Below are 24,685 nucleotides of genomic sequence, written 5' to 3' on the forward strand. Positions count from 1 at the left end.
ACTGTGTTCAATGTGAAAATTCTTTTTTGTCGTTAAACATCAAACTAAACTTATTATTAAATCGTTAGATTTTCAAATTAACACATTGCTTTATCTACAAAAATAAACTGAACGGGATCGAAGTTTAAATCAAATAATTGACATTATTTATGTTAAAATTATCTTAATTCCATATTTTTACAAACAATACGTTCGTTTTTTCACAACGAACCTCAACTTTTGCCTCGATTTTATTGTATTACTAGACAAAATGTGCGCTATGAAAAAATTATTACTTTTATTCGTATTGCTATCTGCAAGCGTTGGATATTCTCAACAATCTCCAAACCCAACTATTTCAAATACTTTATACAAAGATGCGCCTGCATGGGCAAAATTGATGTATAGTGAAAATCCAAATGCAAATACTATTGATCATTTATACCGATCGTATTATGAAACGCATCCGTATGTAAAAACATTTCACACACAATATTATAAAAGGTGGCGTAGAGCTATTAATCCATTTTTAAATAATGAAGGTTTTTACGATCATACAAAAAAACAACAAGCTATAGATGCTGCAAGATTCTTAAAAAGTTCGCAAAGTGGGCATGCAGAAATGGGCAATTGGTCTGTTATGGGCCCATTTGAAAGTTATAAAGAAGGTGGAACAGTTTTAAGCGGTGCGCAAACAAACATATATAGTATTGGTAAATGTACAGCTGTTCCAAACACTTTATATTGTGGAACAGAATCTGGTGAAGTATACAAAACGACCGATGGAGGTGACAACTGGACAAACGCTTCTAAAACCTTGATTACTACGTTAGCACCACAAGCAGTAATTGCCAATGCTGGAATTAGTGCAATTGCCGTACATCCAGTAAATCCAGATATTGTATATGCAGGTTCTGGAAGTGAATTATTTAAAACGACCGACGGTGGAACTTCATGGTCTGTTGTTTTTGATAGTAACATTCCGTTATTTGGTTACATTGAAAATCCAGCAGAAATTTTCATCAATCCTAATAACCCAACTACTGTATTATTAGCTGGAAAAGAAGGTGTTTACAGAACTACAGACGATGGTCTTAACTGGAATAGAGTGGTTGTTAATGAAAGTTATGATTTAAAAGCACAACCTGGCAATCCTAATACGCTATATGTTGTAAGGCGTAACACTTCTACAAACAGGCATGAATTTTTGAAATCTACCGATGGTGGATTTCTTTGGCTGGTACAATCGACAGGTTGGTATAATTCTACAGACGCAAATAGAAGTGTTGTCGGTGCAAGACTTGCCGTGAGCGATGCTGACCCAAATAAAGTATATGCTTTTTTAATTGGCGATTCCAAAGCTGGTGATAATGGTTTTATTGGTGTTTACAGAAGTGATAATGCTGGTGCTTCATGGATAAACACTATGGGATATGATGGCGCTCCCTATACAGCGACACATCCAAATTTATTAAACTCTGATACTTCAGCAGATGGATTTAATCAAGGTTTTTACAACTGTGCTACCATGGCTTCAAATTCTAATGCAGATCAACTTTTAGTTGGAGGAATTGGTATGTGGCGATCAAATGATGGCGGACAAACATTTACGTGTGTTTATAATTATGGTTGTGGAACGTACAATCCTATGCATGTAGATATGCAAGATTTTAGAGCATTTGGAAACGAATATTGGGCAACAACTGATGGTGGAATTTTTAAATCGAATGATTTATTTGGTTCACAACCAGAATTTAAAATGAATGGCGTTCATGGAACTGATTTTTGGGGATTTGGCTCTGGCTGGAATCGTGATTTATTAGTTGGTGGAACATTTCATAATGGTGTAGATGTATATTCTGAAGGTTTTCCTTTTGGAGCTTTCTTAGATTTAGGCGGTGGAGAACCAGCTTCAGGTTATGTGAATCCTGGAACAGAACAAATTTATTCTACAAACATTGGAAGTCGTTTTATTCCAAATACCTTAAGTGGAGCTGTTTTAAATGCTTCTATGGGATTAGCTCCAAATGAAGAACCTTGGTTTGCGCAATCGTCAGAAATGGAATTTCATCCAAGTTGTTACAACCATGTATATATCGGAAATAGCAATCAATTATTTAGAAGTTTAGATGCAGGCGGAAATTATGAAGCTATTTATACAGCGCCGGCAAATAGTACAGTTTTAGGAATAGAAATTTCTCGTACCAATACAAACACAATGTATATTGTAGTGCGTCCTAGTGCTGGAAATGCATATTTAGTAAAAACTACAGACGATTGGTCAACGAATAGCACTATTACTTTACCAAGCGGAAATGGAACTTTAGCATTAATTAGTATAGACCCAGAAAACGATCAAACAATTTGGGTTGCGTATCCACGTGGAACTAATGGCAATAAAGTATTCAAAAGTATAAATGGAGGAACTTCTTGGACCAACGAAACTTCAAGTGAATTAAATGGTCAAAATATTCAAGTATTAACTACTATTGGCGGAACGGATGGCGGCGTATATGTAGCAACTGGTATGTCTGTCTATTACAAAAACAATGTAATGTCTTCATGGACATTAGACAATGCAAACTTACCTACAACAATTGGCGCTAATGATTTACGTCCATTTTACAGAGATGGAAAAATACGTTTAGCTAGTTATGGAAAAGGTATTTGGGAAAGTAATTTATACGAAACACCTACACGACCTGTAGCAAAAATTATGGTTGATAAATTAAAAGCAACCTGTGCTGGAGATATTTTTTATTTTGATGATTTTTCTATGTTAAATCATACCAATGCTACGTGGGCTTGGACCTTTGAAAATGCAAACATTGCTACTTCTTCCATAAGAAATCCGGAAGTTACTTTTACCACTACTGGAAATCATGTAGTGACCTTAACCGTAACTAATGATGCTGGTGTTTCTTCTAGTGATTCTATCATAATAAATGTAGAAGCGTTGGCAAATACAAATTTGGAAGAAGATTTTGAAGTTTCATTTTTACCAGAAGGTTGGAAGCAAGAAACTAACGGAAATCTTTCATGGACCTATGAAAACACTGTTGGTGGTTTTGGACAAAGTACCAATTCAATGTTTGTGAATAATTATACTATTTCACAAGTAGGTCAATTTTGTGATGTTATTGCTCCTTTAAATATGGCAAATACAAATACAAGTGATGCCACTTTAACCTTTGATGTAGCGTATGCTTTATATTCAAGCGCATATGCCGACGGATTAGAAGTGTATGTTTCAACAGATTGCGGTATGACATGGACATCTGAATATAGTAAATTTGGAAGTACATTGGCTACAGCTCCAAACACGACCAACCAATTTGTTCCAACGGCAACTCAATGGCGTGAAGAATCTATTGATCTTTCCTCATATGTTGGAAACGAAAATGTTCAAGTACGATTTAGAAATGTGAATGCTTACGGACAAGCTGTCTATGTAGACAACATCAATTTAGGCAGTATATTAGGTGTAAATGAAGTTACGTCAAGCGCGATTACATTTTACCCAAATCCTGTAAAGAACAATGACAACATTTTTGTAAAAAGCACAAAAAACGAAGACATTAAATTTTCATTATATAACATTCAAGGAAAACTGATCGGAACTATTTTTACACAAACCAACACAGGAATTCCAACACAACAATGGAGTCTAAGCGCCGGTGTGTATTTATATAATGTTCGATCAAATGATAAAATCAAAAAAGGAAAGCTGATTGTGTATTAACTGATAGACATTTCTAATTCTTTTTTTGTACAACAATATTCAAGCTCGCAAATTAGCCCATCAAAAAAACCGCCATTTGGCTACTAAATTCTTTTTTTGTTTGATTATTTTTGAAAGAAATCAATTAAAATTACTAAAATGAAATACCATCCAATAGACCGTAACTTATTTATAAAGAATAGAAAAAATTTCATGGCACAGATGAAACCAAGTAGTTTAGCTGTGTTCAATTCAAATGATATTTATCCAATTAGTGCAGATAGCACAATGCCTTTTGAGCAACACAGGGATATTTTTTACTTAAGTGGAGTTGATCAGGAAGAAAGTATTTTAGTATTATTTCCTGATTGTCCAAAAGAGAAACATCGCGAAATTTTATTCTTAAAAGAAACCAACGAGCATATTGCGGTTTGGGAAGGTGAAAAATTGACAAAAGAAGCCGCTTTGGCAACTTCTGGGATTAAAACAGTGTATTGGTTACAAGACATGGAAAAAATCATGTTTGAAATTATGACGCAATGTGACACGGTTTACATTAATACCAACGAGCATTATCGTGCCAATGTAGAAACTGAAACACGCGAAGATCGTTTCACAAAATGGTTAACAGCTAAATATCCTGCACACAGCGTTGCTAAAAGCAATCCTATTTTACAACGACTACGTTCTGTAAAAGATCAAGTTGAGTTAGATTTAATCCAACAAGCTTGTGAGATTACTAACAAAGGTTTTCGTAGAATTTTAAACTTTGTAAAACCTGGCGTTTGGGAATATGAAATTGAAGCCGAATTTATGCACGAATTCTTAAGAAATCGTTCTAAAAAGTTTGCATACACACCGATTGTAGCTTCAGGAAACAACGCAAACGTATTACACTATATTGAAAATAATCAGCAATGCAAAGCAGGCGATTTACTCTTACTTGATGTTGGTGCAGAATATGCAAATTATGCAAGTGATATGACGCGTACTATTCCTGTTTCTGGACGTTTTACTGAACGTCAAAAAGCAGTATACAATGCGGTAAATCGTGTAAAAAATGATGCTACAAAGATGTTAGTTCCTGGAACTATTTGGGCAGATTACCATGTAGAAGTTGGAAAGTTAATGACTTCTGAATTGTTAGGTCTTGGTTTACTAGATAAAGCTGACATACAAAACGAAGATCCAGATTGGCCAGCATATAAAAAGTATTTTATGCACGGAACTTCTCACCATATGGGATTAGACACACATGATTACGGAATTTTAACAGAACCAATGCAAGCAAATATGGTGTTCACTGTGGAGCCAGGGATTTATATTCCAGAAGAAGGTTTTGGAATTCGTTTGGAAGATGATGTCGTAATTCAGGAAACTGAAGAACCATTTAACTTAATGCGTAATATTCCTATTGAAGCAGATGAAATTGAAGCGTTGATGAATAAGTAGTTGTTCTTCATTAAAAAATAAATACAACCCAAGTAATGTTTTCACATACCATTGCTTGGGTTTTTATATACCCAATATTTGCGCTAATTAAAAGATTCCAAACATGTTAACAATAACTTTTGATAAAAAACATACATTTGTATGTATTCACATTATTACCACGCTATGAAAAAAAATTTACTATTTCTATTCTTCTTTTCTTGTATTATTTTATCACATGCACAACAGCAATGTGGACAAGACATTGTACAGCAACAATTATATGCAACGCATCCTGAATTGCGACCTGAAAATAATCAAGCATACCAAGACTTGGAACGTTTTACAGAAAATTTTCAGGTAAGTCCTTCATTAACTGAAGATCTCATAGGCGTAGAAGGGTTAACTATTGGAACCGATTACATCATTCCTGTAGTTGTACATGTTATTCATAATAATGGTGTAGAAAACATCTCAGATGCAGCGGTAGAGAGAGCTATTGAATCGTTAAATATTTTCTTTTCTGGAACTTCTGCATTTGATACAAATATTGATCCAAGTTTCTTAGCAGTCAGAGGAGCTTTTGATACAAAAAAATTACGATTTGTATTAGCAAAGTTTGATCCGCAAGGAAATCCTACCAATGGAATTGACAGACAGGTAGATGCTTTTTACACATTACGAGGAAACAACAATAATATGCGTCAAATTTATCATTGGCCACGTGAAAACTATTTCAATATTTATGTAGTTCGTCAGGCAATTGATGGAAGTGGAACTTCAGGTTTTGCAACGTTTCCACCTAATGTAGACGGTTCCACTCTTGCCTATTTAGACGGGCATGTAATGTCTGCTTGGGCTTTTGGAGAACATGATGAAATGTGGCAAACTTGGTATCATAACTTAGCGCATGAAGTTGGGCATTGGCTAAATGTATATCATATTTGGGCAAATGCTGGAGGAAATGGAAATGATGTATATTGTGGTGAAGATGATAGTGTTCTTGACACACCAAATACAAAAGGAAATATTATTAGAGATTTAGATGATTATCCCGGCCAAGGAGCCGTAACAAATTGTGGAAGTGTAGATAATTTGACCAACATGATGGATTATACAGGCGCAACATATGCCATGTTTACACAAGGACAAAAAACACGTATGGAAGCTGCACTAAATTCTACAGTTGCTGATAGAAACAACTTGTGGTCTATTGATAATGTTTTAACCACCTTATACGGTTGTACTTCAGGATTAGATACGGATCTTGATAATATTCCTGATGCTTGTGATGAGTGTCCAAACGACATTAACAATGATAGTGATGGCGATGGTATTTGCGACAGTTTAGATCAATGTCCTGGTTACCCAGATGTAAATTTAGACGCCAATCCTAACCAAAATGATGCCTGTGACACCTTACTTCCAATCATTGATTTTAGCAATGAAACTATTTTAATATATGATGTTGTACAAGATCGCGGTGTGCATGCTATATATGATAATGGCGCAACATTGCACTTATCCGTAAATGCATGGAAAGCTATTGAAATCAATTATAATTTTACATCAAATACAGTTATTGAATTCGATTTTATGAGTACCATTGAAGGAGAAATTCATTATATCGGAATTGATGATGACTTAACACTAGATCCTCTTCTTGCCTATAAGATTTTTGGAACACAAGATGTGAGTGGTTCAACTGCATTCAACAGCGATTTTAATACATATACAGACACTGATAAATACGCATACAAACATTATTCAATTCCAATTGGGCAATTATATAATGGAACTGCGCAGTATTTATTCTTCTCAGCCGATAATGATAACTTTAACGAAGCATGGACTTCAGGAAATAACTATCCTGGTGGCGGAAGTTATAACAATGGAACTTCATTTTATAGAAATGTAAAAATTTATGAGAACACCGTTTTATCAACTGTAGAATTTCCTGAGTTGAATACACAAATTTCTATGTACCCAAATCCTGTTCAGAATGAAATTACTTTTTCTACAACAAACGGAGTCGTATTAAAAAGTATTTCTATTGTTGATATGAATGGAAAAGCTATTAAAACTATATCTCTAAAAAACCAAGTTCAAAACACAGTAGCTATAGATGATTTATCTAGTGGTGTTTATTTCGTGAACATTCGTTCTGACAAAGGAGAAATTGCTACTAAAAAATTAATCAAATTATAAATTTTCATACAATAGCGAATACATAAAAAAAGCACGCTCTTAGAGTGTGCTTTTTTACTATCAATCATGAAAAAAACAGTAGTATTTATTCTACTACTAAAGTATATTGAGGTGTTGGGTTTAAGGGACAAAAGTATACATAAGTACCTTTTGTAAGCTTTACTTCTTTCGAATGTCCAGTTGTGTTATTTTTTACAACTTCTGTTACATATGCGTTTTTAATATGGTTTGCCGCATCCGTTTTCCCTTTTGGTGCTAACACAAATCCTACATCATGTCCAACATTTGTGTTTTCAATTTCGAAAACATACGTTCCTTCTGAAAGTGTAATAGATTTTTGAGTGAACTCTCCTTTTGTTTGTTGTAAAGAAACCGTTTTCACATCTTTCTTCATCATTTTGTTTTGCGCTTGTGTAGTCATTGAAAATCCTACGAATAATACTAAAATTGCAATTAATTTTTTCATCTTTTTAATTCTTTTAAAATTTATATTTGTGTAATTATTGAATTATATTCAAGTTTTTAATGCTGTTTTTTATGCGTGATAATAACGTTCTCTGTATATTTTTCCATCTTTCCATTCCGTAGCAACTGCTTGCTCAGAAAGCATAGTACTTCCGTCTTTTAGCTTCAATTCCATTTCCGCAGTATAAAAAGAGTGATTTCCATTTACCGCAAGATTCTTTACATCATATCTTACAAATTCTTCTAACTGATTGTTAATGAAATCATGTTCAAAATCAACATTAAATTTTTTCCCTTTTTTAGGTGCTCCATTAGCTTCTCTTAACTCTACTTCATCATGTAAATATGTTTCCATTGCTTCAATAAAAGCTCCTTTTGCTAAAAGTTCATGAACGTGTTTTAAATTATTTTTTACTTGGTTTTCCATAATTGATCTGTTTTTAGTGTTATTGATTATTTAAAAGCGAACTCCTGAATTCCATTATTACAACTCAGGAAATTCACTTTTTTATTTGATATTACTGTGTTACTGTAAATTTTCCAGCTTCAACACTTGGGAAATCTACTTCTGTTTCTGCAATGTGATTTACATAATTTGTCAATGTATTTGAAACTACATTCAATACAATCTCCAAAATATCACCATCATTATATCCAGCTGCTTTTGCTGCTGTAATTTCATCACCTGAAACTTGTCCTCTATTTTTTGTTACGCTTTGTGCAAATTGTAAACCAGCTTGTACTTTAGCATCACTTGCTAATCCTTTACGACTTGCCTCTGTTTGCTCTTCTGTCAATCCGTTCATTTTTCCAATTGCTGTATGTGCAGACAAGCAATAGTTACATGTATTTTCTTCCGCGATTGCTAATGCTAATTGCTCTCTGAATTTGTTACTAAAGTTTCCACTTGCAGTTAATTCTCCTAAACTTAAGTACGTTTGTAATGTTGCTGGAGAGTTTCCAAAAACTTTGATAAGGTTTGGAATAAATCCTAGTTTCTTTTGAACTGCGTCAAATAACTCTTTTGATTTTCCTGTTGTTGTTTCTGGGTTTAATGTTTCAATTCGTGTACTCATAATTTCTATAATTTTTTAGTTTTTTATTCCCGTATAAACAGGAATCTATTGTTTGTTTTGTTTTAATTTTTTAATAATTTAATTTTTGCATTCGCAGATTTTTCTCTCTGGGTATTGCTCGTCGTATTCTTGATATCCCCAGCAATTTGGGCATGTAGTATTTTGTGTATCGCTCATAATTCTTTTGGTTTGTTTTCGACTTCGCTCAAACTGTAACTTTTAGCTTCATATTAAACGTTGCCGAAACGTTGATTTCTAATTACAGTACAAAGATGCGGCGGAAAGACATGCCAGAAAATGGACAAAAGTTCCTAAGAATTGGACAAATGGGAATTAGATGCTTAGATGGCTGAATTTATTAGCTTTTTAGACGCGCTAGACTTTCGGATTATTAGATAAAAAGACAATGAAGTAGTTCTCGACTGCACTCGAACTGACGTTCTGAAATGCTAGATTATAAATGTTGAATTTTAATGTAAGAGTATTTTAAGAATATACGCGAAGCGATCCAAACTACTTCTTATACTCAGCTTTAAAGTTTAGTGGAGATTTCTGAATAGCTTTGGTAAAGAAACGTGTAAAATATGCCGGATCGTTAAATCCCAACTCAAAAGCTATTTCTTTTACAGATTGTTCTGAATATAACAATTGGCGTTTGGCTTCTAAGATGATTCTATTCTTTATAAAATCGCTTGGCGTTGTCGTTCCAAGTTTTTGAAAATGCTTGGAAATTGATTTTGGAGAAATTCCTAAACGATCTGCATACGCAGAAACCGAATGCATTTTCTTGAAATTTTGTTCCACCAATACACTAAAATCTTTGTAAAGTTTAGTTTCTATTTCTTCTTTTACAACAAAATCTTCCTTCTTTACACGAACAGAATGAATTATAAATTGTTTCAGGTATGTTTGCAACATATCATACTGCCCTGAATTTTCACTATTGAATTCTTCAATTAAATCTTCTAACAGAAAACTCAAGCGTTGTATATCTTTTGGTTTTGGAATCACAAAAGGCGTATCGTATACATTATTAAACAAGACACCATTACATGAAATTTCTTTATCATGGGTTTGAATACAATAAAAATCACGTTTAAACGAAAGTTTATAGGCTTCCTTAATCTTTTCCGAACTTACTGAGAAAACCTGTCCTGGCGACAAAAAGAAGATAATATTTCCATCAAATGTATATTCTTCAAAATCGATATGATAGGTTCCTTTTCCTTCTTTAATCCAGTAAATCGTATAAGAATCAACTTGTTCAGGCTTATTGACAACACAAGCTTTTTCAAACTGCACAACACTTAATGAAAATGTATCTTGATAGGTATATGTTGTAATATCTTGAACTGCCATGAATGCTTGTTTCTTTGGTGTAATATATAACTTTTTCTTTGGTCGTAAAAAGTAGTGTTTGTTTACTACTAAATATATGTTTTATCATTCCAGAAAAAGCCGTAATCTATTTCATAAAAAGTGGATTCTGAATCACACTTCGACAATGCTCAGTATAAAAGTGCAGAATGATAACTTTACTCCTTCTTCGGCAACTTAATCTGTGGCATGGGTTCACACAAGGTTTTCTCTACGATTTTAGTACGCATGAGTTTCTTATCATTAAAATGTCTGGAAATATTTTGAATAATTTCTGTATAGTTATCAGTTCCATCATACTTTCTATGATAAAAGACTTTTATGGAACGGCAATTATCGTGTTCAAAAATAGTATTCAACAAGGTTCTATCTGACAAACCACAAGAATGTCCCATGATAATGACTTGAAACTTTTCAGAATCTATATACCGTAATACATCTTTATAATTGGAGTTTTGCACATATTGAAACGATTTAAAATACCGTAAATATTCATTATCATTTATATTCTCAATCAACTTATAATCATCGTCCATTTCGTCTCCAAAACCGAAATTCATACCCTTTACTAGTTTCCCGTGGATATGTGTTAATTTAATATTCTGATACTTATAATTAGGATTAAAATACTTCTGAAAAGTCGAAGTGTAATTAAAGTTAATAATTCTTATTTGTTCATTAAGAGATGTTTTTAATACTTCATTGAATTCTGAACAATTAGGATTATTTTCATAATTAAAATCATATCTTTTCATCACATTGTTTTTTAAATAGGATCTTAATAATTTTTTGACTTGATCAAACTCATCATTTAATTTTAATACTTTCTCTCTTTTCTGTCTAATACTTAAATTTACATCTTTACATATATATTTTAACTCTTTATAGTATTCATCTTCTACATCTACCCAGTTTTGAATAGATTTTATTTCATTTAACTTTTTAAAAAACTCACTCTTAAATTTGAATAGCTCTATCTCTTTTAGAAAACCTGTATTAGTATCTTTTATAGACACAATATACGTTTTGTGATCTTCTCTATTATAATTATTCTTATTCATATATTTAATGATACTGAATCTAAAATCATCAAAATTACTTATAGTTTGTTCATCAAAAAAACCATCATAATATGAATCAACATACACTACTTTACTAACCAACCTGTCTCTTTTATTCTTCTTCAAATTACGCCAAAAAGCATCTATAAAATGGTTGTACGAAGTTGGCAATCCGTGTGCTAAGTCAAAACCGTTTCCAGCTATAATGAGTTTGTTCATATTTACATAATTTAATTACAACTTTCATTTTCTTTGCATGCCCAACATTTCGACTGCGCTCAATGTGACAAGCACGAAACAAAAGAAAAAGTATTGATTTTGTAAATTAAGTAAAATCTGTAAGAATTTTATTTTAAAGCACTAAAATTTATGTGCTAACAACACAGCCATACCAAAGCCAAGTGTGACCGACAATCTAAAAAAGCATAGCAATCTAAATTACCTACTTCGCTGATACGCCACAACACCAATAAACGCTAAAACAGAAGGCAAAACCCAAGCAAAATCTAGGGTTCCTAACGGAATAACTTCACGAAGTGTTTTTAAGAATACGTTTTCTGGAAAGAAATGCGCAAACATATCCAACACTCCAAAGATAAAAGTGACTAAAACCACGACTCTAAATGCTAACGGAGTTGCTAGCTTTTGAGATATTACATTTAAAAAGATCAATACTATTGCAATTGGATAAATGAATTTCAATACAGGAATTGCTACAATAATAATATAATGAAAGTCTAATTGTCCAACTAAAATTCCTATCAAACATGCAACAATTGCTGTGATTATGTATGCTTGTTGTGAATTATTAAATAAACTTTTGAAATAATCTGAGGTTCCTGTAGTGATTCCGACAGCAGTTGTAAAACATGCCAACGCTACCAATACACTTAAAAAGGCAGTTCCAATGTTTCCTAGGGTTGCCAAACTAATCCCACGTAATAACGTAGCACGTTTCATATCGCCACTCATGGTAGATTCAAGAGCAACTTCACTACTGAAATACGACCCTAGAATTATCAATCCTGCATAGATAGCGAACAATCCAAAACCAGCAATCCAACCTGATTTTGCTATGAGTTTTTTCTTTTCTTCAAAAGAATCGTGTCCTTTTAAGTTTAACGAAATGATGATAACACCACCAATAACGATTGCACCAATTGCATCAAAAGTTTGATAACCTTCTTTTAAACCAATTACGATAGGTGACATATTTAAACTTGCAGCAGTAAGGTCAGCATGTGGCATCGATAAACCAATACTGATAATTGCTACTAGGATTAATACAATTAATGGTGTTAAGAATTTTCCAATAAAATTGAGAATCTTTGATCTATTCAACACAAAAACTAATACCAATGCAAAGTATATTGTACTTGTTAATAAAGCACTTGTTCCAAAGTTGGGAAATATAGAAATTTCGTGTGTAGCTGCTGCCGTTCTAGGAGATGGAATTGCCACAGAAATTACATAAATAATAATACAAAATACACTACTAAAGAGCGGAGATACTTTTTTTCCAAAATCATACATCGAACCTTGTAAACGTGCATGTGCTAAAATTCCAAAGATTGGAATAACTACTGCTGTTACTATAAATCCGAGTGTAACCCAAAACCATTGATCCGTTGCTTGATATCCTAATAATGGTGGCAATAATAGATTTCCTGCTCCAAAGAACATAGAAAACAAGGCAAAAGCAGTTACAAAGAGTTCTTTATTTTCTGACACGAGTATTTTTTTTAAGTAGATATATGAGGTAACTCACTAATAGATATAAAATTCCTAATGCAAGTTTTATGAATTTAAGTAAAGCAGTTACAAAAGCTAAATTAGTCCAATGCGCTTGTATTCCATCATAGAATATTTGTAACAACGCAAAATTTTCAACCATGTCCAACACACCTGCAAAAATCACCATTCGGATTAGAACAGTTCCTAAACGATATGCCTGACTTTCTTTGTTTGGCCAAGCAAGCTTCATCACTTTATGAATTAGCAAGCATAATAAAAACACATAGGTTATGATGAAAATATAGTCGAACCACAAACTCCATTCGGCAGATTTCATTGCACCATCAACTGCTTGCCAGGATGTTATAATGGCATCGGCACTATCAACTGTTCTTGCAAGTTCAAACGAGATTATTCCCAAAGGAGCTTCTACAGTTTTCAACAACACATCAAATTGTACCATACAAGTACCTGCTAATAAAAAAGTAGTAATTGCCAGAATTAGCAATTTCTTTTCTGCAGCATTTGATAGTTTTTTAAAAGGAGATGAAAACATTTTTAGATTCAGGTTTTATAGCTAACGAAAGATACATATTTTTGCGACATGCAACAGTTTGTGACGTATAAAAATATAGAAATTGGATATACCGTTTCGGGTGAAGGAAATGCATTGGTACTATTACATGGTTTTTTGGAAACAAGTTCTATGTGGAATGACTATGTAAATGTGTTTTCTAAAACGCACAAAGTCATCACTATAGATTTGCTAGGTCATGGAAAAACAGGTTGTATTGGCTATATTCATACGATGGAAGAAATGGCAGAAGCTGTTTTTGCAGTTTTGTCAACTTTGCGTTTACGTAAACTGCATCTTGCGGGACATTCTATGGGCGGTTATGTTGCGTTGGCTTTCGCCGAAATGTATCCAGATTATGTAAAAGCCTTGTGTTTGATAAATTCAACCGCTAGAGCTGATAGTGCTGAACGAAAAGTAAACCGTGATCGTGCAATTAAAGCCGTAAAATACAATCATAAACAATTTATCCGCATTGCAATTACAAATTTATTCCGTCCAAAAAACCGTAAAATCTTTGCAGAAAATATCAAGGCTGTCAAAAAAGAAGCTTTAACAATTTCACTTCAAGGAATTGTGGCAGCATTAGAAGGCATGAAAATTAGAGAAGATCGTGAAGTATTATTGCATTTTTCTCCATACAAGAAAATGATGATCATAGGAAAACACGATCCTATTTTAGTTTTTGATGATTTAATTGATCAAACAAAAAATTCAGAAGTAATTGTTGATATTTTACCTGATGGACATATGAGTCATATTGAAAATAAAGAAGAATTGATATATGCACTTCATTTATTTGTCCGAAATTAAGTCTTCTTCAAAACAATTTCATCCTAAGTAAGAAAAAACCTTTTTATTGATTAAGAATTTTAAAATATTTTATAAAGAATTAATCCTTTAAAATATTGTTTTACTTGTAAAAAAGTGCATTTCATCTAAAAAATCAATCTTTTCATCGGATAAACAAGAACATTTACATATCTTAGTTGTGCCCAAAAAAACTACTTAACCTACTTACAGCCATGGATAATAACATGAGTATTAAAACTACTTTTTCGCTCGGAAAATTATATTGTAATATTTTCGGTCACCGTTACAGAGTTACTAAAAAAATCACTTCACATGTTAACGAATATCAATGCATGTTGTGCAATTGTGAAGCTACTAATGATGATAAAGGAAAACTTACCTCATTAACACCTCAACTTAGAGACATTAATAGAACATTGACTTCTTTTCACAAAAAGAAGAATCATGCTTTTTAAGTTGTAACTCTTTCATTTTTTTCCTTTGGTATAATTTTATCTAAAAAGTATATTTTGCAACATCGTTGACATAAATCTCCACGCGGTTTTTATAATGTCAAAACCCATAAGAAAACTAAACAGCAAATCTTGGTTATATACGAAGTATACGTAATTTAGATACCTATAAATAGTATACTTTAGTCTGAAAAATATCTTAAGAGATAGTAATCTACAATTGAATCATTTGCAAAACTTTAGCTGTATTTTATTCCCATTTTTTTAGCGTTAACAGCTTTGTTATAGTCAAACAAATTCAATGTGCTTTATCAAAGGAAAATAGAAAGAGGTTCATACATTCTCCATTTTATTTTATACTATAACCATACCACAATCGTTTGGTTACAGTTAAAATATGTATATTTTGCGCGTATTCTAAGTAACTTTCTATATGAGTTTAAAACCTGAAGAACTTGTCACACAAGATCAGACTATTCGGAAAACGTTGGCGATGGTATTTATCCCTATGTTTCTAATTTTAGCTGTCATGATTTATTTTAGAAATAATTCAACTGATTATATCGAGGACGAATATTTAAAAATCCACAATGCCTCCTACTCAGGAGTAATTACAAATATGTATGAAGAGCAGACAGGTAGAGGAATTAGAATCGTTCTTATGAATGATAAAACTCAGAAAAAAATTCATCAATCTATCTATTATCAACTATCCATTGGCGATTCTATTATAAAAAGACCACAATCAGATATTGTATATTATATCAAAAAGGATGGTGACACTATTGAAGAAGACATCAATAGCTTTTACAGAGATAAGTATTTCGAAAAATTACAAAAGCAATAACATTACATTACTCTTGCTCATCCATTGCATTCCAACCTTGCGCTTTTAATGGAATTTTAGTATTTGCTCTTGTTACTAAATGAATTCCTTCATTGGCTGGTGTCATATGTCCAATTATGCTAAGGTTTGGATTTGCTTTTATTTTAGGAAAATCTTCTTGACTAACTGTGAATAATAATTCATAATCTTCTCCTCCACTTAACGCAACCATGGTACTATCCAATTTAAATTCTTCGCAAGTTGAAATCACTTGCGGATCAAGCGGAATTTTATCTTCATACAAGTTACATCCAACCGCAGATTGCTTACACAAATGCATAATTTCAGACGATAAACCATCACTTAAATCAATCATCGAAGTAGGTTGCACTCCTAAATCATTCAATAATTTTGGAATATCTTTTCGAGCTTCAGGTTTTAATTGTCGTTCAATAATATATGAATACATATCTAAATCTGGTTGATTATTCGGGTTTACCTCAAATACAGATTTTTCACGTTGCAATACTTTCAATCCTAAAAATGCACCACCAACATCACCGCTTACTACTAATAAATCATTGTCTTTAGCGCCATTTCTATAAGTAATTTTCTCTTCATCAATTTCACCAATTGCAGTTACACTAAGTAGTAATCCTGTTGTTGAAGAAGTCGTATCACCACCAATAACATCAACATTATAAATCTTAGCCGCCAATTGAATTCCTGCATACAATTCTTCCAAAGCTTCCAATGGAAAACGATTAGAAACCGCAATAGAAATAGTCACTTGCGTTGCCGTCGCATTCATTGCATAAATATCAGATAAATTTACAACAACAGCCTTGTAACCTAAGTGCTTTAAAGGCATATAGCTCAAATCAAAATGCACGCCTTCAACCAATAAATCAGTAGAAACCACTACTTTTTTTGATTTAAAATCTAACACTGCAGCATCATCTCCTATTCCTTTCACTGTAGAGTTTTGCGTAATTGTAAAATTTGCTGTCAAATGGTCTATCAAGCCAAACTCTCCTAAACTAGCTAATGATGTTCGCTGTTCTCCTTTGTCTTTTAACATGTTACAGTGGTATTAATTAAGTTAAAAATTGTATTTTGCAGGCAGTTTTTCTAGCCTCGATCCTTTAAAAATGCAAAATTAGCCAAAAAAATGACACCTATTGCACGAAACCTACTCTTTGTTCTTGCTCTTATTATGATTTCCCCTTCAATTGCCCAAATTGTCCCATGTGATGGAGGTTTTGCAGGATCATTTCCATGTGATGGATATGATTTAATGTCAAACTTACCAAAATCTACATTTAGCAACGAAGATGGAAGTGATATTTGGGGATGGACAGACACTACTACTAATAAAGAATATGCACTTATTACATTTGAAGATAAAACTTGTTTTGTTGATGTTACCGATCCTGTAACTCCAATTTACTTGGGAAACATTCCAACAAACGCAGGTGTCAATTTTTGGAGAGATATAAAAGTATATAACAATTATGCCTACATAGTGGCAGACAATGTTGGAAATCACGGAATGCAAGTATTCGATTTAACACGATTGCGAAACGTATCCAATCCACCAGAAACATTTGTTCCAGATAAAATACTAACAGATGTTGGAAGTTGCCACAATATCGCAATCAATGAAGATACTGGTTTTGCTTATTTAGTGGGATGTGACACATTTAGTGGCGGACCTCACTTTGTAAATTTGGCAGATCCTGCAAATCCAGTAAGTGCTGGTGGCTATGCTACAGATGGCTACACGCATGATGCACAAATTGTAATATATAATGGTCCAGATACCGAGCATAATGGAAAAGAAATCATGATTGCTAGTAATGAAAATGAAATTGTAATTTTAGATGTGTCTAATAAAACTTCTGTAACTCGATTGTCAAGAATTGATTATACGGATGTTGGCTATACACATCAAGGTTGGCTTTCAGATGATCATCGTTATTTTTATTTAGGAGATGAAACAGATGAAATTGACTTTGGATACTCAACAAGAGGTTTGGTATTTGATTTTGCCAACTTAGATAATCCTAGTTTTGTAACAACGTTTACAGGAGACTCAAATGCTATTGATCATAATTACTACACAAAAGGCAACAAACTTTACCAAGCAAATTATACAGCTGGCGTACGCGTATTAGATATTTCCAATCCGTCCAATGTTACAGAAATTGGTTTTTTTGATACACATCCTGATTCTAACAACACAACATTCTTTGGCGCTTGGACAGCATATCCATATTTTGCTAGTGGAAATATTATTATAAGTGATACAGACCGAGGTCTTTTTATCATAAGAGAAAGTGGCACGCTCAATACAAGTGAAATAGAAACGTTCGATTTTACAATGTACCCTAATCCAGCTTCTAGTTTTACGCTAATTAAAGCAGGAAAAAATAATACTATCAACAAAATTGAAGTTTTTGATCTTATAGGAAAAAAAGTCCTAGAAAATATCAACATGAATGAAACTCAGTTTCAATTACCAGTTAAAAAATTACCTACTGGCATGTATGTTATAAAAATAAATGATGCAACCTCTCAGAAATTAGTTGTAAAATAAGAGATTTATTGAGCTACTAAAACACTAAAAAACAAAACATGTGAAAAATTTCAAATTATTCATAATCACAGTTGTTATCACAATAGGCTTTGGAGCATGTTCTCCAGATGATCCTTTTACAAATGTTGCTCCACCAGCTAGTAATGGCGATATCTTTCCAGGTATTGTTTTGTGTGAAAATGGATTTGCTGGCATCTTTCCTTGTGAAGGATATGATCTATTAGGTAGAGTCGATTTATTTACATTAGGCGGTAATAGAGGAAATGATTCTTGGGGCTGGACAGATCCACAAACAGGAAAAGAATATGCGCTCATAGGAACGGATACAAATTCGTCATTTATAGACATATCCGATCCTGTTAATCCTATTCTATTAGGAAACCTTCCAACAGCAACAGATCCTAGTAATTGGAGAGATATAAAAGTATATCAAAATCACGCTTTCATTGTGAGTGAAGCACCAGGTCACGGAATGCAAGTATTCGATTTAACACGTTTGCGAGATGTTACCAATCCGCCACAAACGTTTACTGCAGATGCTTTGTACACTGGTTTTGGAAGCGCACATAATATTGTCATCAATGAAAATACAGGGTTTGCATATGCTGTTGGTGCAATGACATTAAACGATGTATTTCCTTCTTTTAATGGTGGACCACATTTTATAAATATTCAAAACCCTACAAACCCAGTTGCCGCTGGCGGCTATCCAAATGATGCATACTCACACGATGCACAAGTAGTTACTTATAATGGGCCCGATACTGAGCATCTTGGAAAAGAAATTTTAATTGGCAGCAACACCAATGAAGTTGTTATCATTGATATTACAAACAAAAATAATCCAACTCAAATATCTACCATTGATTATGCAGACATTGGCTACACACATCAAGGTTGGTTTACAGAAGATCAACGATATTTTATAGTAGGTGATGAATTAGATGAAATCAATTCTGGATTTAGTTCTAGAAGTATCGTGTTTGACTTATCGGACTTAGACAATCCAACAGTTTCTATGACCTATACAGGTCCAACACCTGCAATTGATCATAATGGATACACTAAAGGAGATAATTTCTTTTTGGCAAACTACACAGCTGGAGTGCGTATCTTAGACATTTCAAATATTGGTTCTAATCAAATACAGGAAGTTGGTTATTTTGATACCTTTCCAGTTAATAACAGTGCTACTTTTAGTGGTCTCTGGAACGTATACCCATACTTTGAAAGTGGAAATATCATTTTAAGTGATATCAACTCAGGATTATTTATTATTCGAAAAAGTACTGACTAATTTATGAAAAAACACATACTACATATACACTATTTATGTTTTTTAGCTTTCGCGATAATTGCCATATCGAGTTGTTCATCTGATGATACAACTCCACCTGAAGAAACACCAGATCCTGTTGGTTTTTTAGGGGAAATTGAATGGTTAAAAACAATTGGCGGAACACAAGAAGATACAGCGCAAGACATTACAATGACAGCAGACGGCGGTTATGCTATTGTTGGCTTTACCAAAAGTATCAATGGAGACATTACAGATCATACTTCTGAACAAAATGATTATTGGGTAACGCGTTTAGATTCAGACGGAAATATTATTTGGTCAAAAACCTATGGCGGAAGTGCAGATGATCGTGGACAAGCTATCAAAACAACGACAGATGGCGGATTTATCATTACTGGTTACAGCAGAAGCGATGATGAAGATGTAAGTGCAAACAGTGGTTTTTATGATCAATGGGTTGTAAAATTAGACGCAAGCGGAACTATTCAATGGGAACAAAATTTTGGTTTCTCTGGAAGCGATCAAGCATTTGATATTATTCAAACAAACGACGGCGGTTACTTTACCACTGGTTTTTTAGATGTTACGGCTTCTGGCGGACAAGGAGATTTTGGAAGACCAAATGGAGGTTTTGGAAATCCTGAACATGGTGTTGGTGAGTTTTGGTGTCACAAACTTGATGCTAGCGGAGCTATTGTTTGGAGTCGTTATTTTGGAGGAACTAACAATGATAGATCATATAGCTCTTTGGAAACAGACGACAATAACTTTATTATAGCTGGTTCTTCTGAAAGTGATGATTTTGATGTAACAAGTAGCCAAGGAAGTTATGATTTTTGGGTAGTAAAACTTAGTAATACAGGTGATTTGATTTGGCAAAAATCATATGGAGGTTCTGGAATTGATATTGGCTATGATATTGTCAAAACGACAGACGGAAACTATGTTGTTGCGGGTGACACAAGAAGTTCCGATGGAGATATTACAAACCTAAAAGGTTCTTCAGATTTTTGGGTTATCAAAATTAGTGATACAGATGGTTCATTACTTTGGGAACGTACGTATGGTGGAACTGACTTTGAATCTGCTCGTGCAATTACACGCATTCAAGATGGTGGATTTGCCATTGTAGGAAGCGCTAAAAGTAATAATACAGATGTGAGCTCCAATCATGGTCAAAATGACTTTTGGGTTATTAAAATCAGTGAGAACGGAAATCTTACTTGGGAGAAAAACTTTGGTGGTTCACAACTCGATTTTGCATATGGAATCATAGAAACAAGTGATAAAAAACTAGTCGTAGTAGGAAACACGCAAAGCGATGACATTGATATTTCCACAAATAAAGGAATCAAAGATGCATTAATCATAAAAATAAAATAGAGGAAGCCAAAATCAACTCGTTATGTTTCAGATGAATTCCATTTGACAGCATTCATAAAAGAAAAAAGAAAATGAAAAAGATTGCATATTTACTTACCTGCATATTATCGTTGTTTACATTATCGTGTAGTGACGATAATAATACGAATCAAACTTCAGCAATGGAGCTTACATTTGACAACAGAATTTCGGCTAGTCAAGATTTAAACTTAAGCACATCTACTTTTGTAAATCAAAATAACGAAACTGTGTTAACCAACGAGTTAAAATATATTATATCAAACATAACACTAACGCAAGATAATGGAACTATTTTCGAATACCCAAAAGCAGATTCATACTTTGTAATTAATGAAGAAGATGCTAGCAGTTTAACATTAAGCCTAACAGGAATTCCTGTTGGAAATTATACGCATGTTTCTTTTGGTATCGGTGTTGATCAATCAAAATATCCACTAGATGGCGGCGTGATGAATTTTATACCACAAGCAGAAGCAGCAGGTATGTTATGGAATTGGGCGGCAGGTTACAAATTTATCAAATTTGAAGGAACATTTACACCACTTGGTGGCACAGAAAATCCATTTGTCATTCATGTAGGAAGTCATGGTACAAATCTTGACAATTATAAATTTATAACTCTTCCACTTGGGAATTCAGTTACAGTTGCTACTGGAAATACTGCCAATGTAAACGTAGATGTTTTTGTTGCAAACATTATTGATGCAACTAATCAAATAAAACTAGAAGACACAAGCGACATTCAAGTTGATCCTGTAAATGCTCCAAAAATTGCTAAAAACATGGAAAGTGCTTTTGATGCACAATAAATACTACATTTTGTAGTACTACCTATACTACTTAATCACTATTTTTAAGGAAACTAATGTTTCCTTAGGTGAAAAAAATCATACTATTCGGTATTCTTCTATTCAGCTGTTTTGTCTTAAATGCACAATATTGGACAAAGCAACATTTCAATTTGGAAGACGGCTTACCTGATAACTATACGTTTGCTATTGAAAAGTTTCAAAACGAGATTTACATAGCAACTGATGGTGGATTGGCTACTTTTGATGGGGAAAACTTTAAAATTCTTAATAAAAAAAGAATCCGATATCCTGTTTCTTTACTCAACACAAATGACAGCATTCTACACATAGCCTCATGGTTAGATGGAGTTATAGCGAAAGATGGTAAACAACTTGAAATAATATACCCAGAACGCATCAACCGAATTCTAAAAAGCAAAAACAAAAGTCTAATTTTCAATATATACCAACGGATGTCTCTGTTGGCTTTTAATGAAAAATCTCAAATTGACACTTTACTTTTTTTTAGTGAGATTAATAAAACAAGACGAGTTGCCATTGATGATTCGTCCATATACATTAGTGAAGATAAAAACATTTCAGCATACAATTGGGAAGGCGAAAAACAGCAAGAGTTTCCACACGAACTCAATACATTTATAGAAACTATTAATAGTATTGACGGTTATATTTTTTATGGCGATTTAGAAGGAAATCTAACTTGGATTTCAAAATCAAATCCTAGTCAAAAAACAGTATATCATTTTGAGAAACCGAATAAGATAAAACGAATTACACCTTATAAAAAGCAACAAATATTAGTTCAACTTAATCATCGTGAAGAACACAACAGCTTGTATTTACTCACTTTTGACAAGACCTATTCAAAAATTACAAATGTTGAATCTATCTTAACCATAAAAAACGGAATCAGTGATATTTTTGTAGATCAGCAAACCATTTATGTTGCTGTATATGGTGATGGATTTTACAAAATATTTCCTTCACTTATCAAATCGTATCATAAAACAGACTATCAAATTCCGATTCCTAAATTCAGCTATGAAAATAAAGAAGGTAAGATGGTTTTTGCTACTGAAAACATTTCATATATACTTCAAGAAAAAGATACATTTATACGTCAAAAAAATCCTTTCAGACTTAATACTATTTTTAAATTTAAAGGAGAACGATACTTTTCATCTCATGATAGTTTGTACAACAATAAACTTGAAAAAATTAGTAATTGTAGAGTTGATAATTTTTTATATGCTATTGAAAAAGACACACTATTTTACTCAAAATATTGGTTCAGTCGATTTCATAACAACGAACATGAAAACATCTACTGTATTGATTATAATAAGAAAGATAAAAAAATAAATACTGGTACCTTATTCAACGATGAAGTTTATTTAGGTACACAAAATGGTATTCGAAAATTCATTAGAAATGACATAGATTTATGGGAACGCGTACGAGATACAATCTTAGAAAAAAGTTTTCATCAACGCGTAATTAGAAAAATTATACCGCATAAAAACCAATTAATTATTACTACACCTTATGAAGCGTACACCTATAAAAACAACAAAGTATTTCCAGTACTTTTTACAGAGGAAAACATCTATATCAACGAAACTTTTGTAGATACAAATGATCGAATCTATTTTGGAACAAATAAAGGTTTTTGGGTTTTAACAGACGAATTCAATTATCATTTCAACACTAAAAATGGCACAAATTCAGATAACATTGCTTCTTTCTATCAAGATTCAAAAGGGATCATTTGGATGATTTCCGGAAACGGAATCATGAAATTTAATCCTGATTTATTAGATGTTACCATTCCTCCAAAAATAGAAATTCACAAAAAAATGATTCATAATGACGATGCTTCTTTTGGAATAAAAAGTAGTACAAGTCATTTTACAGCTGCCATGCTTTTTGAATATAAAGTAAATGATTCCGAGTGGAAAAAACTACGAGGTTACCATTTAGAAATGAGCAATTTAAAACCAGGAAACTACATTATTTCTTTTCGTGGAAAACGTATCAATAGTGAATGGTCAGTTCCAAAAACATTTGAGTTTGCTATTTCGCCAAAATGGTATCAAATCACCGTTATCAAAATCTTTATTTTTGGATTGATTACGATGCTATTGCTAGGATTTTCATGGTATCGCTTGCGCGTGATTAAACGCAGAAACGAAACCTTATCAAACGAAATTAATAAACGAATTTTCCTAGAACACAAAGTAGAAAACCTTCGTGAAGAAATTGCGCGCGACTTCCACGATGAAATCGGAAACAAAATTGCTTCTGTTATTGGATTATCAAACAATTTAAAACATAGTGAAAAAGTAAAATCGCCTAAAATTGACAAAATATCAGAACTTTCTAAAGAAATTTATCATACCGCAAAAGACTTTGTTTGGTCGTTAAATCCAAATAACAACAACATTGAAAGCTTGTGTAAATACTTAAGAGATTACGGCGAAAATTTCTTCTATCTCTTTGATGAAATAGACTTTTTATATCTTGAAATTGACATCATTCCTATTGACATTTCTTATGTAAAAAGCCGAAACATCATTTTAGCATACAAAGAAATATTAGCAAACATTATCAAACATTCAAAAGCCAATACTGTAACCTTAAAAGCGTATTTAGAAGATCATTTATTTACAATCCAAATTCAGGATAATGGAATTGGATTTGATGAAATAACCTCATCACAAGGAAATGGACTTGAAAACATTAAAAAACGTATGGAAATGATAAAAGCTGATATGAAAATTAAAAAAGAAGACGGCGTATTTTACATCTTCACACTAGATTTAAAAGAAGAATTGAACAATCAAAATAAATAAT

General features: G+C 32.9%; 19 protein-coding genes. 11 read left to right on the top strand and 8 right to left on the bottom strand.

Annotated elements, in window-relative coordinates; translation table 11 throughout:
* Positions 1–259 precede the first annotated feature (259 nt).
* The 3 genes from Q0828_RS08100 to Q0828_RS08110 all read left to right on the top strand — a co-directional run bounded on the left by Q0828_RS08100 (position 260) and on the right by Q0828_RS08110 (position 7,339).
* A complete protein-coding gene (locus tag Q0828_RS08100; protein ID WP_298419439.1) occupies positions 260–3,721 on the top strand; it encodes a T9SS type A sorting domain-containing protein in 3,462 nt (1,153 codons plus the stop codon).
* Positions 3,722–3,859: 138 nt separating this feature from the next.
* On the top strand, positions 3,860–5,152 hold the full coding sequence (locus tag Q0828_RS08105) for an aminopeptidase P family protein (protein ID WP_298419441.1): 1,293 nt from the start codon (positions 3,860–3,862) through the stop codon (positions 5,150–5,152).
* 165 nt (positions 5,153–5,317) lie between these two features.
* Positions 5,318–7,339 (top strand): M43 family zinc metalloprotease, encoded by a 2,022-nt coding sequence (locus tag Q0828_RS08110; RefSeq protein WP_298419443.1) that lies wholly within the window; start codon positions 5,318–5,320, stop codon positions 7,337–7,339.
* 85 nt (positions 7,340–7,424) lie between these two features.
* On the opposite strand, the gene Q0828_RS08115 is transcribed toward Q0828_RS08110, so the two are convergent.
* The 7 genes from Q0828_RS08115 to Q0828_RS08145 all read right to left on the bottom strand — a co-directional run bounded on the left by Q0828_RS08115 (position 7,425) and on the right by Q0828_RS08145 (position 13,608).
* Positions 7,425–7,805, bottom strand: a complete 381-nt coding sequence (locus tag Q0828_RS08115; protein WP_298419445.1) for a plastocyanin/azurin family copper-binding protein — start codon at positions 7,803–7,805, stop codon at positions 7,425–7,427.
* A 69-nt stretch (positions 7,806–7,874) separates the two neighbouring features.
* Positions 7,875–8,231: a hypothetical protein gene (locus tag Q0828_RS08120; protein WP_298419446.1), complete on the bottom strand. Its 357-nt coding sequence runs from the start codon at positions 8,229–8,231 to the stop codon at positions 7,875–7,877.
* Positions 8,232–8,322: 91 nt separating this feature from the next.
* Positions 8,323–8,880 (bottom strand): carboxymuconolactone decarboxylase family protein, encoded by a 558-nt coding sequence (locus Q0828_RS08125; RefSeq protein ID WP_298419447.1) that lies wholly within the window; start codon positions 8,878–8,880, stop codon positions 8,323–8,325.
* 513 nt (positions 8,881–9,393) lie between these two features.
* Complete coding sequence (locus tag Q0828_RS08130) at positions 9,394–10,239, bottom strand: helix-turn-helix domain-containing protein (RefSeq protein WP_298419448.1); 846 nt, start codon at positions 10,237–10,239, stop codon at positions 9,394–9,396.
* A gap of 176 nt (positions 10,240–10,415) precedes the next feature.
* Positions 10,416–11,537, bottom strand: a complete 1,122-nt coding sequence (locus Q0828_RS08135) for an AbiH family protein (RefSeq protein ID WP_298419449.1) — start codon at positions 11,535–11,537, stop codon at positions 10,416–10,418.
* A gap of 219 nt (positions 11,538–11,756) precedes the next feature.
* Positions 11,757–13,049: a branched-chain amino acid transport system II carrier protein gene (gene brnQ, locus Q0828_RS08140; protein ID WP_298419450.1), complete on the bottom strand. Its 1,293-nt coding sequence runs from the start codon at positions 13,047–13,049 to the stop codon at positions 11,757–11,759.
* Positions 13,036–13,608 (bottom strand): hypothetical protein, encoded by a 573-nt coding sequence (locus Q0828_RS08145; protein ID WP_298419451.1) that lies wholly within the window; start codon positions 13,606–13,608, stop codon positions 13,036–13,038. Before Q0828_RS08145 ends, brnQ begins: the two co-directional genes overlap by 14 nt.
* Positions 13,609–13,656: 48 nt before the next feature.
* Here Q0828_RS08145 and Q0828_RS08150 point away from each other — a divergent pair, with 48 nt between their 5' ends.
* The 3 genes from Q0828_RS08150 (at position 13,657) to Q0828_RS08160 (ending at position 15,738) form a co-directional block, all read left to right on the top strand.
* Complete coding sequence (locus tag Q0828_RS08150; protein ID WP_298419452.1) at positions 13,657–14,439, top strand: alpha/beta hydrolase; 783 nt, start codon at positions 13,657–13,659, stop codon at positions 14,437–14,439.
* A gap of 224 nt (positions 14,440–14,663) precedes the next feature.
* Positions 14,664–14,894 (top strand): hypothetical protein, encoded by a 231-nt coding sequence (locus Q0828_RS08155; RefSeq protein WP_298419453.1) that lies wholly within the window; start codon positions 14,664–14,666, stop codon positions 14,892–14,894.
* A 430-nt stretch (positions 14,895–15,324) separates the two neighbouring features.
* Positions 15,325–15,738 carry a hypothetical protein gene (locus Q0828_RS08160; protein WP_298419454.1) on the top strand — a complete coding sequence of 138 codons (414 nt, stop codon included), beginning with the start codon at positions 15,325–15,327 and terminating at the stop codon, positions 15,736–15,738.
* A 7-nt stretch (positions 15,739–15,745) separates the two neighbouring features.
* On the opposite strand, the gene thiL is transcribed toward Q0828_RS08160, so the two are convergent.
* On the bottom strand, positions 15,746–16,798 hold the full coding sequence (thiL, locus tag Q0828_RS08165) for a thiamine-phosphate kinase (RefSeq protein ID WP_298419455.1): 1,053 nt from the start codon (positions 16,796–16,798) through the stop codon (positions 15,746–15,748).
* 90 nt (positions 16,799–16,888) lie between these two features.
* On the opposite strand from thiL, the gene Q0828_RS08170 reads away from it, so the two are divergent.
* The 5 genes from Q0828_RS08170 to Q0828_RS08190 all read left to right on the top strand — a co-directional run bounded on the left by Q0828_RS08170 (position 16,889) and on the right by Q0828_RS08190 (position 24,684).
* Positions 16,889–18,316: a choice-of-anchor B family protein gene (locus Q0828_RS08170; protein ID WP_298419456.1), complete on the top strand. Its 1,428-nt coding sequence runs from the start codon at positions 16,889–16,891 to the stop codon at positions 18,314–18,316.
* A gap of 40 nt (positions 18,317–18,356) precedes the next feature.
* Positions 18,357–19,613: a choice-of-anchor B family protein gene (locus Q0828_RS08175; protein WP_298419457.1), complete on the top strand. Its 1,257-nt coding sequence runs from the start codon at positions 18,357–18,359 to the stop codon at positions 19,611–19,613.
* A gap of 3 nt (positions 19,614–19,616) precedes the next feature.
* The gene (locus Q0828_RS08180; RefSeq protein WP_298419458.1) at positions 19,617–20,999 is read left to right on the top strand and encodes a hypothetical protein; all 1,383 of its coding nucleotides are present in this window, start codon (positions 19,617–19,619) and stop codon (positions 20,997–20,999) included.
* A 71-nt stretch (positions 21,000–21,070) separates the two neighbouring features.
* Positions 21,071–21,829 (top strand): MbnP family protein, encoded by a 759-nt coding sequence (locus tag Q0828_RS08185; RefSeq protein WP_298419459.1) that lies wholly within the window; start codon positions 21,071–21,073, stop codon positions 21,827–21,829.
* Positions 21,830–21,897: 68 nt separating this feature from the next.
* Entirely contained in the window at positions 21,898–24,684 is a 2,787-nt protein-coding gene (locus Q0828_RS08190; protein WP_298419460.1) for a hypothetical protein, read from the top strand.
* The last annotated feature ends 1 nt before the right edge of the window (position 24,685 follow it).

Origin of the sequence: uncultured Kordia sp., assembly GCF_947496985.1 — a bacterium.
Lineage (GTDB): Bacteria > Bacteroidota > Bacteroidia > Flavobacteriales > Flavobacteriaceae > Kordia.

Excerpts from the sequence above, each read along its gene's own strand:
- Q0828_RS08100 (WP_298419439.1), top strand. The coding sequence starts at position 260 with ATGAAAAAATTATTACTTTTATTCGTATTGCTATCTGCAAGCGTTGGA.
- Q0828_RS08105 (WP_298419441.1), top strand. The coding sequence starts at position 3,860 with ATGAAATACCATCCAATAGACCGTAACTTATTTATAAAGAATAGAAAA.
- Q0828_RS08110 (WP_298419443.1), top strand. The coding sequence starts at position 5,318 with ATGAAAAAAAATTTACTATTTCTATTCTTCTTTTCTTGTATTATTTTA.
- Q0828_RS08115 (WP_298419445.1), bottom strand. The coding sequence starts at position 7,805 with ATGAAAAAATTAATTGCAATTTTAGTATTATTCGTAGGATTTTCAATG.
- Q0828_RS08120 (WP_298419446.1), bottom strand. The coding sequence starts at position 8,231 with ATGGAAAACCAAGTAAAAAATAATTTAAAACACGTTCATGAACTTTTA.
- Q0828_RS08125 (WP_298419447.1), bottom strand. The coding sequence starts at position 8,880 with ATGAGTACACGAATTGAAACATTAAACCCAGAAACAACAACAGGAAAA.
- Q0828_RS08130 (WP_298419448.1), bottom strand. The coding sequence starts at position 10,239 with ATGGCAGTTCAAGATATTACAACATATACCTATCAAGATACATTTTCA.
- Q0828_RS08135 (WP_298419449.1), bottom strand. The coding sequence starts at position 11,537 with ATGAACAAACTCATTATAGCTGGAAACGGTTTTGACTTAGCACACGGA.
- Q0828_RS08145 (WP_298419451.1), bottom strand. The coding sequence starts at position 13,608 with ATGTTTTCATCTCCTTTTAAAAAACTATCAAATGCTGCAGAAAAGAAA.
- Q0828_RS08150 (WP_298419452.1), top strand. The coding sequence starts at position 13,657 with ATGCAACAGTTTGTGACGTATAAAAATATAGAAATTGGATATACCGTT.
- Q0828_RS08155 (WP_298419453.1), top strand. The coding sequence starts at position 14,664 with ATGAGTATTAAAACTACTTTTTCGCTCGGAAAATTATATTGTAATATT.
- Q0828_RS08160 (WP_298419454.1), top strand. The coding sequence starts at position 15,325 with ATGAGTTTAAAACCTGAAGAACTTGTCACACAAGATCAGACTATTCGG.
- thiL (WP_298419455.1), bottom strand. The coding sequence starts at position 16,798 with ATGTTAAAAGACAAAGGAGAACAGCGAACATCATTAGCTAGTTTAGGA.
- Q0828_RS08170 (WP_298419456.1), top strand. The coding sequence starts at position 16,889 with ATGACACCTATTGCACGAAACCTACTCTTTGTTCTTGCTCTTATTATG.
- Q0828_RS08180 (WP_298419458.1), top strand. The coding sequence starts at position 19,617 with ATGAAAAAACACATACTACATATACACTATTTATGTTTTTTAGCTTTC.
- Q0828_RS08185 (WP_298419459.1), top strand. The coding sequence starts at position 21,071 with ATGAAAAAGATTGCATATTTACTTACCTGCATATTATCGTTGTTTACA.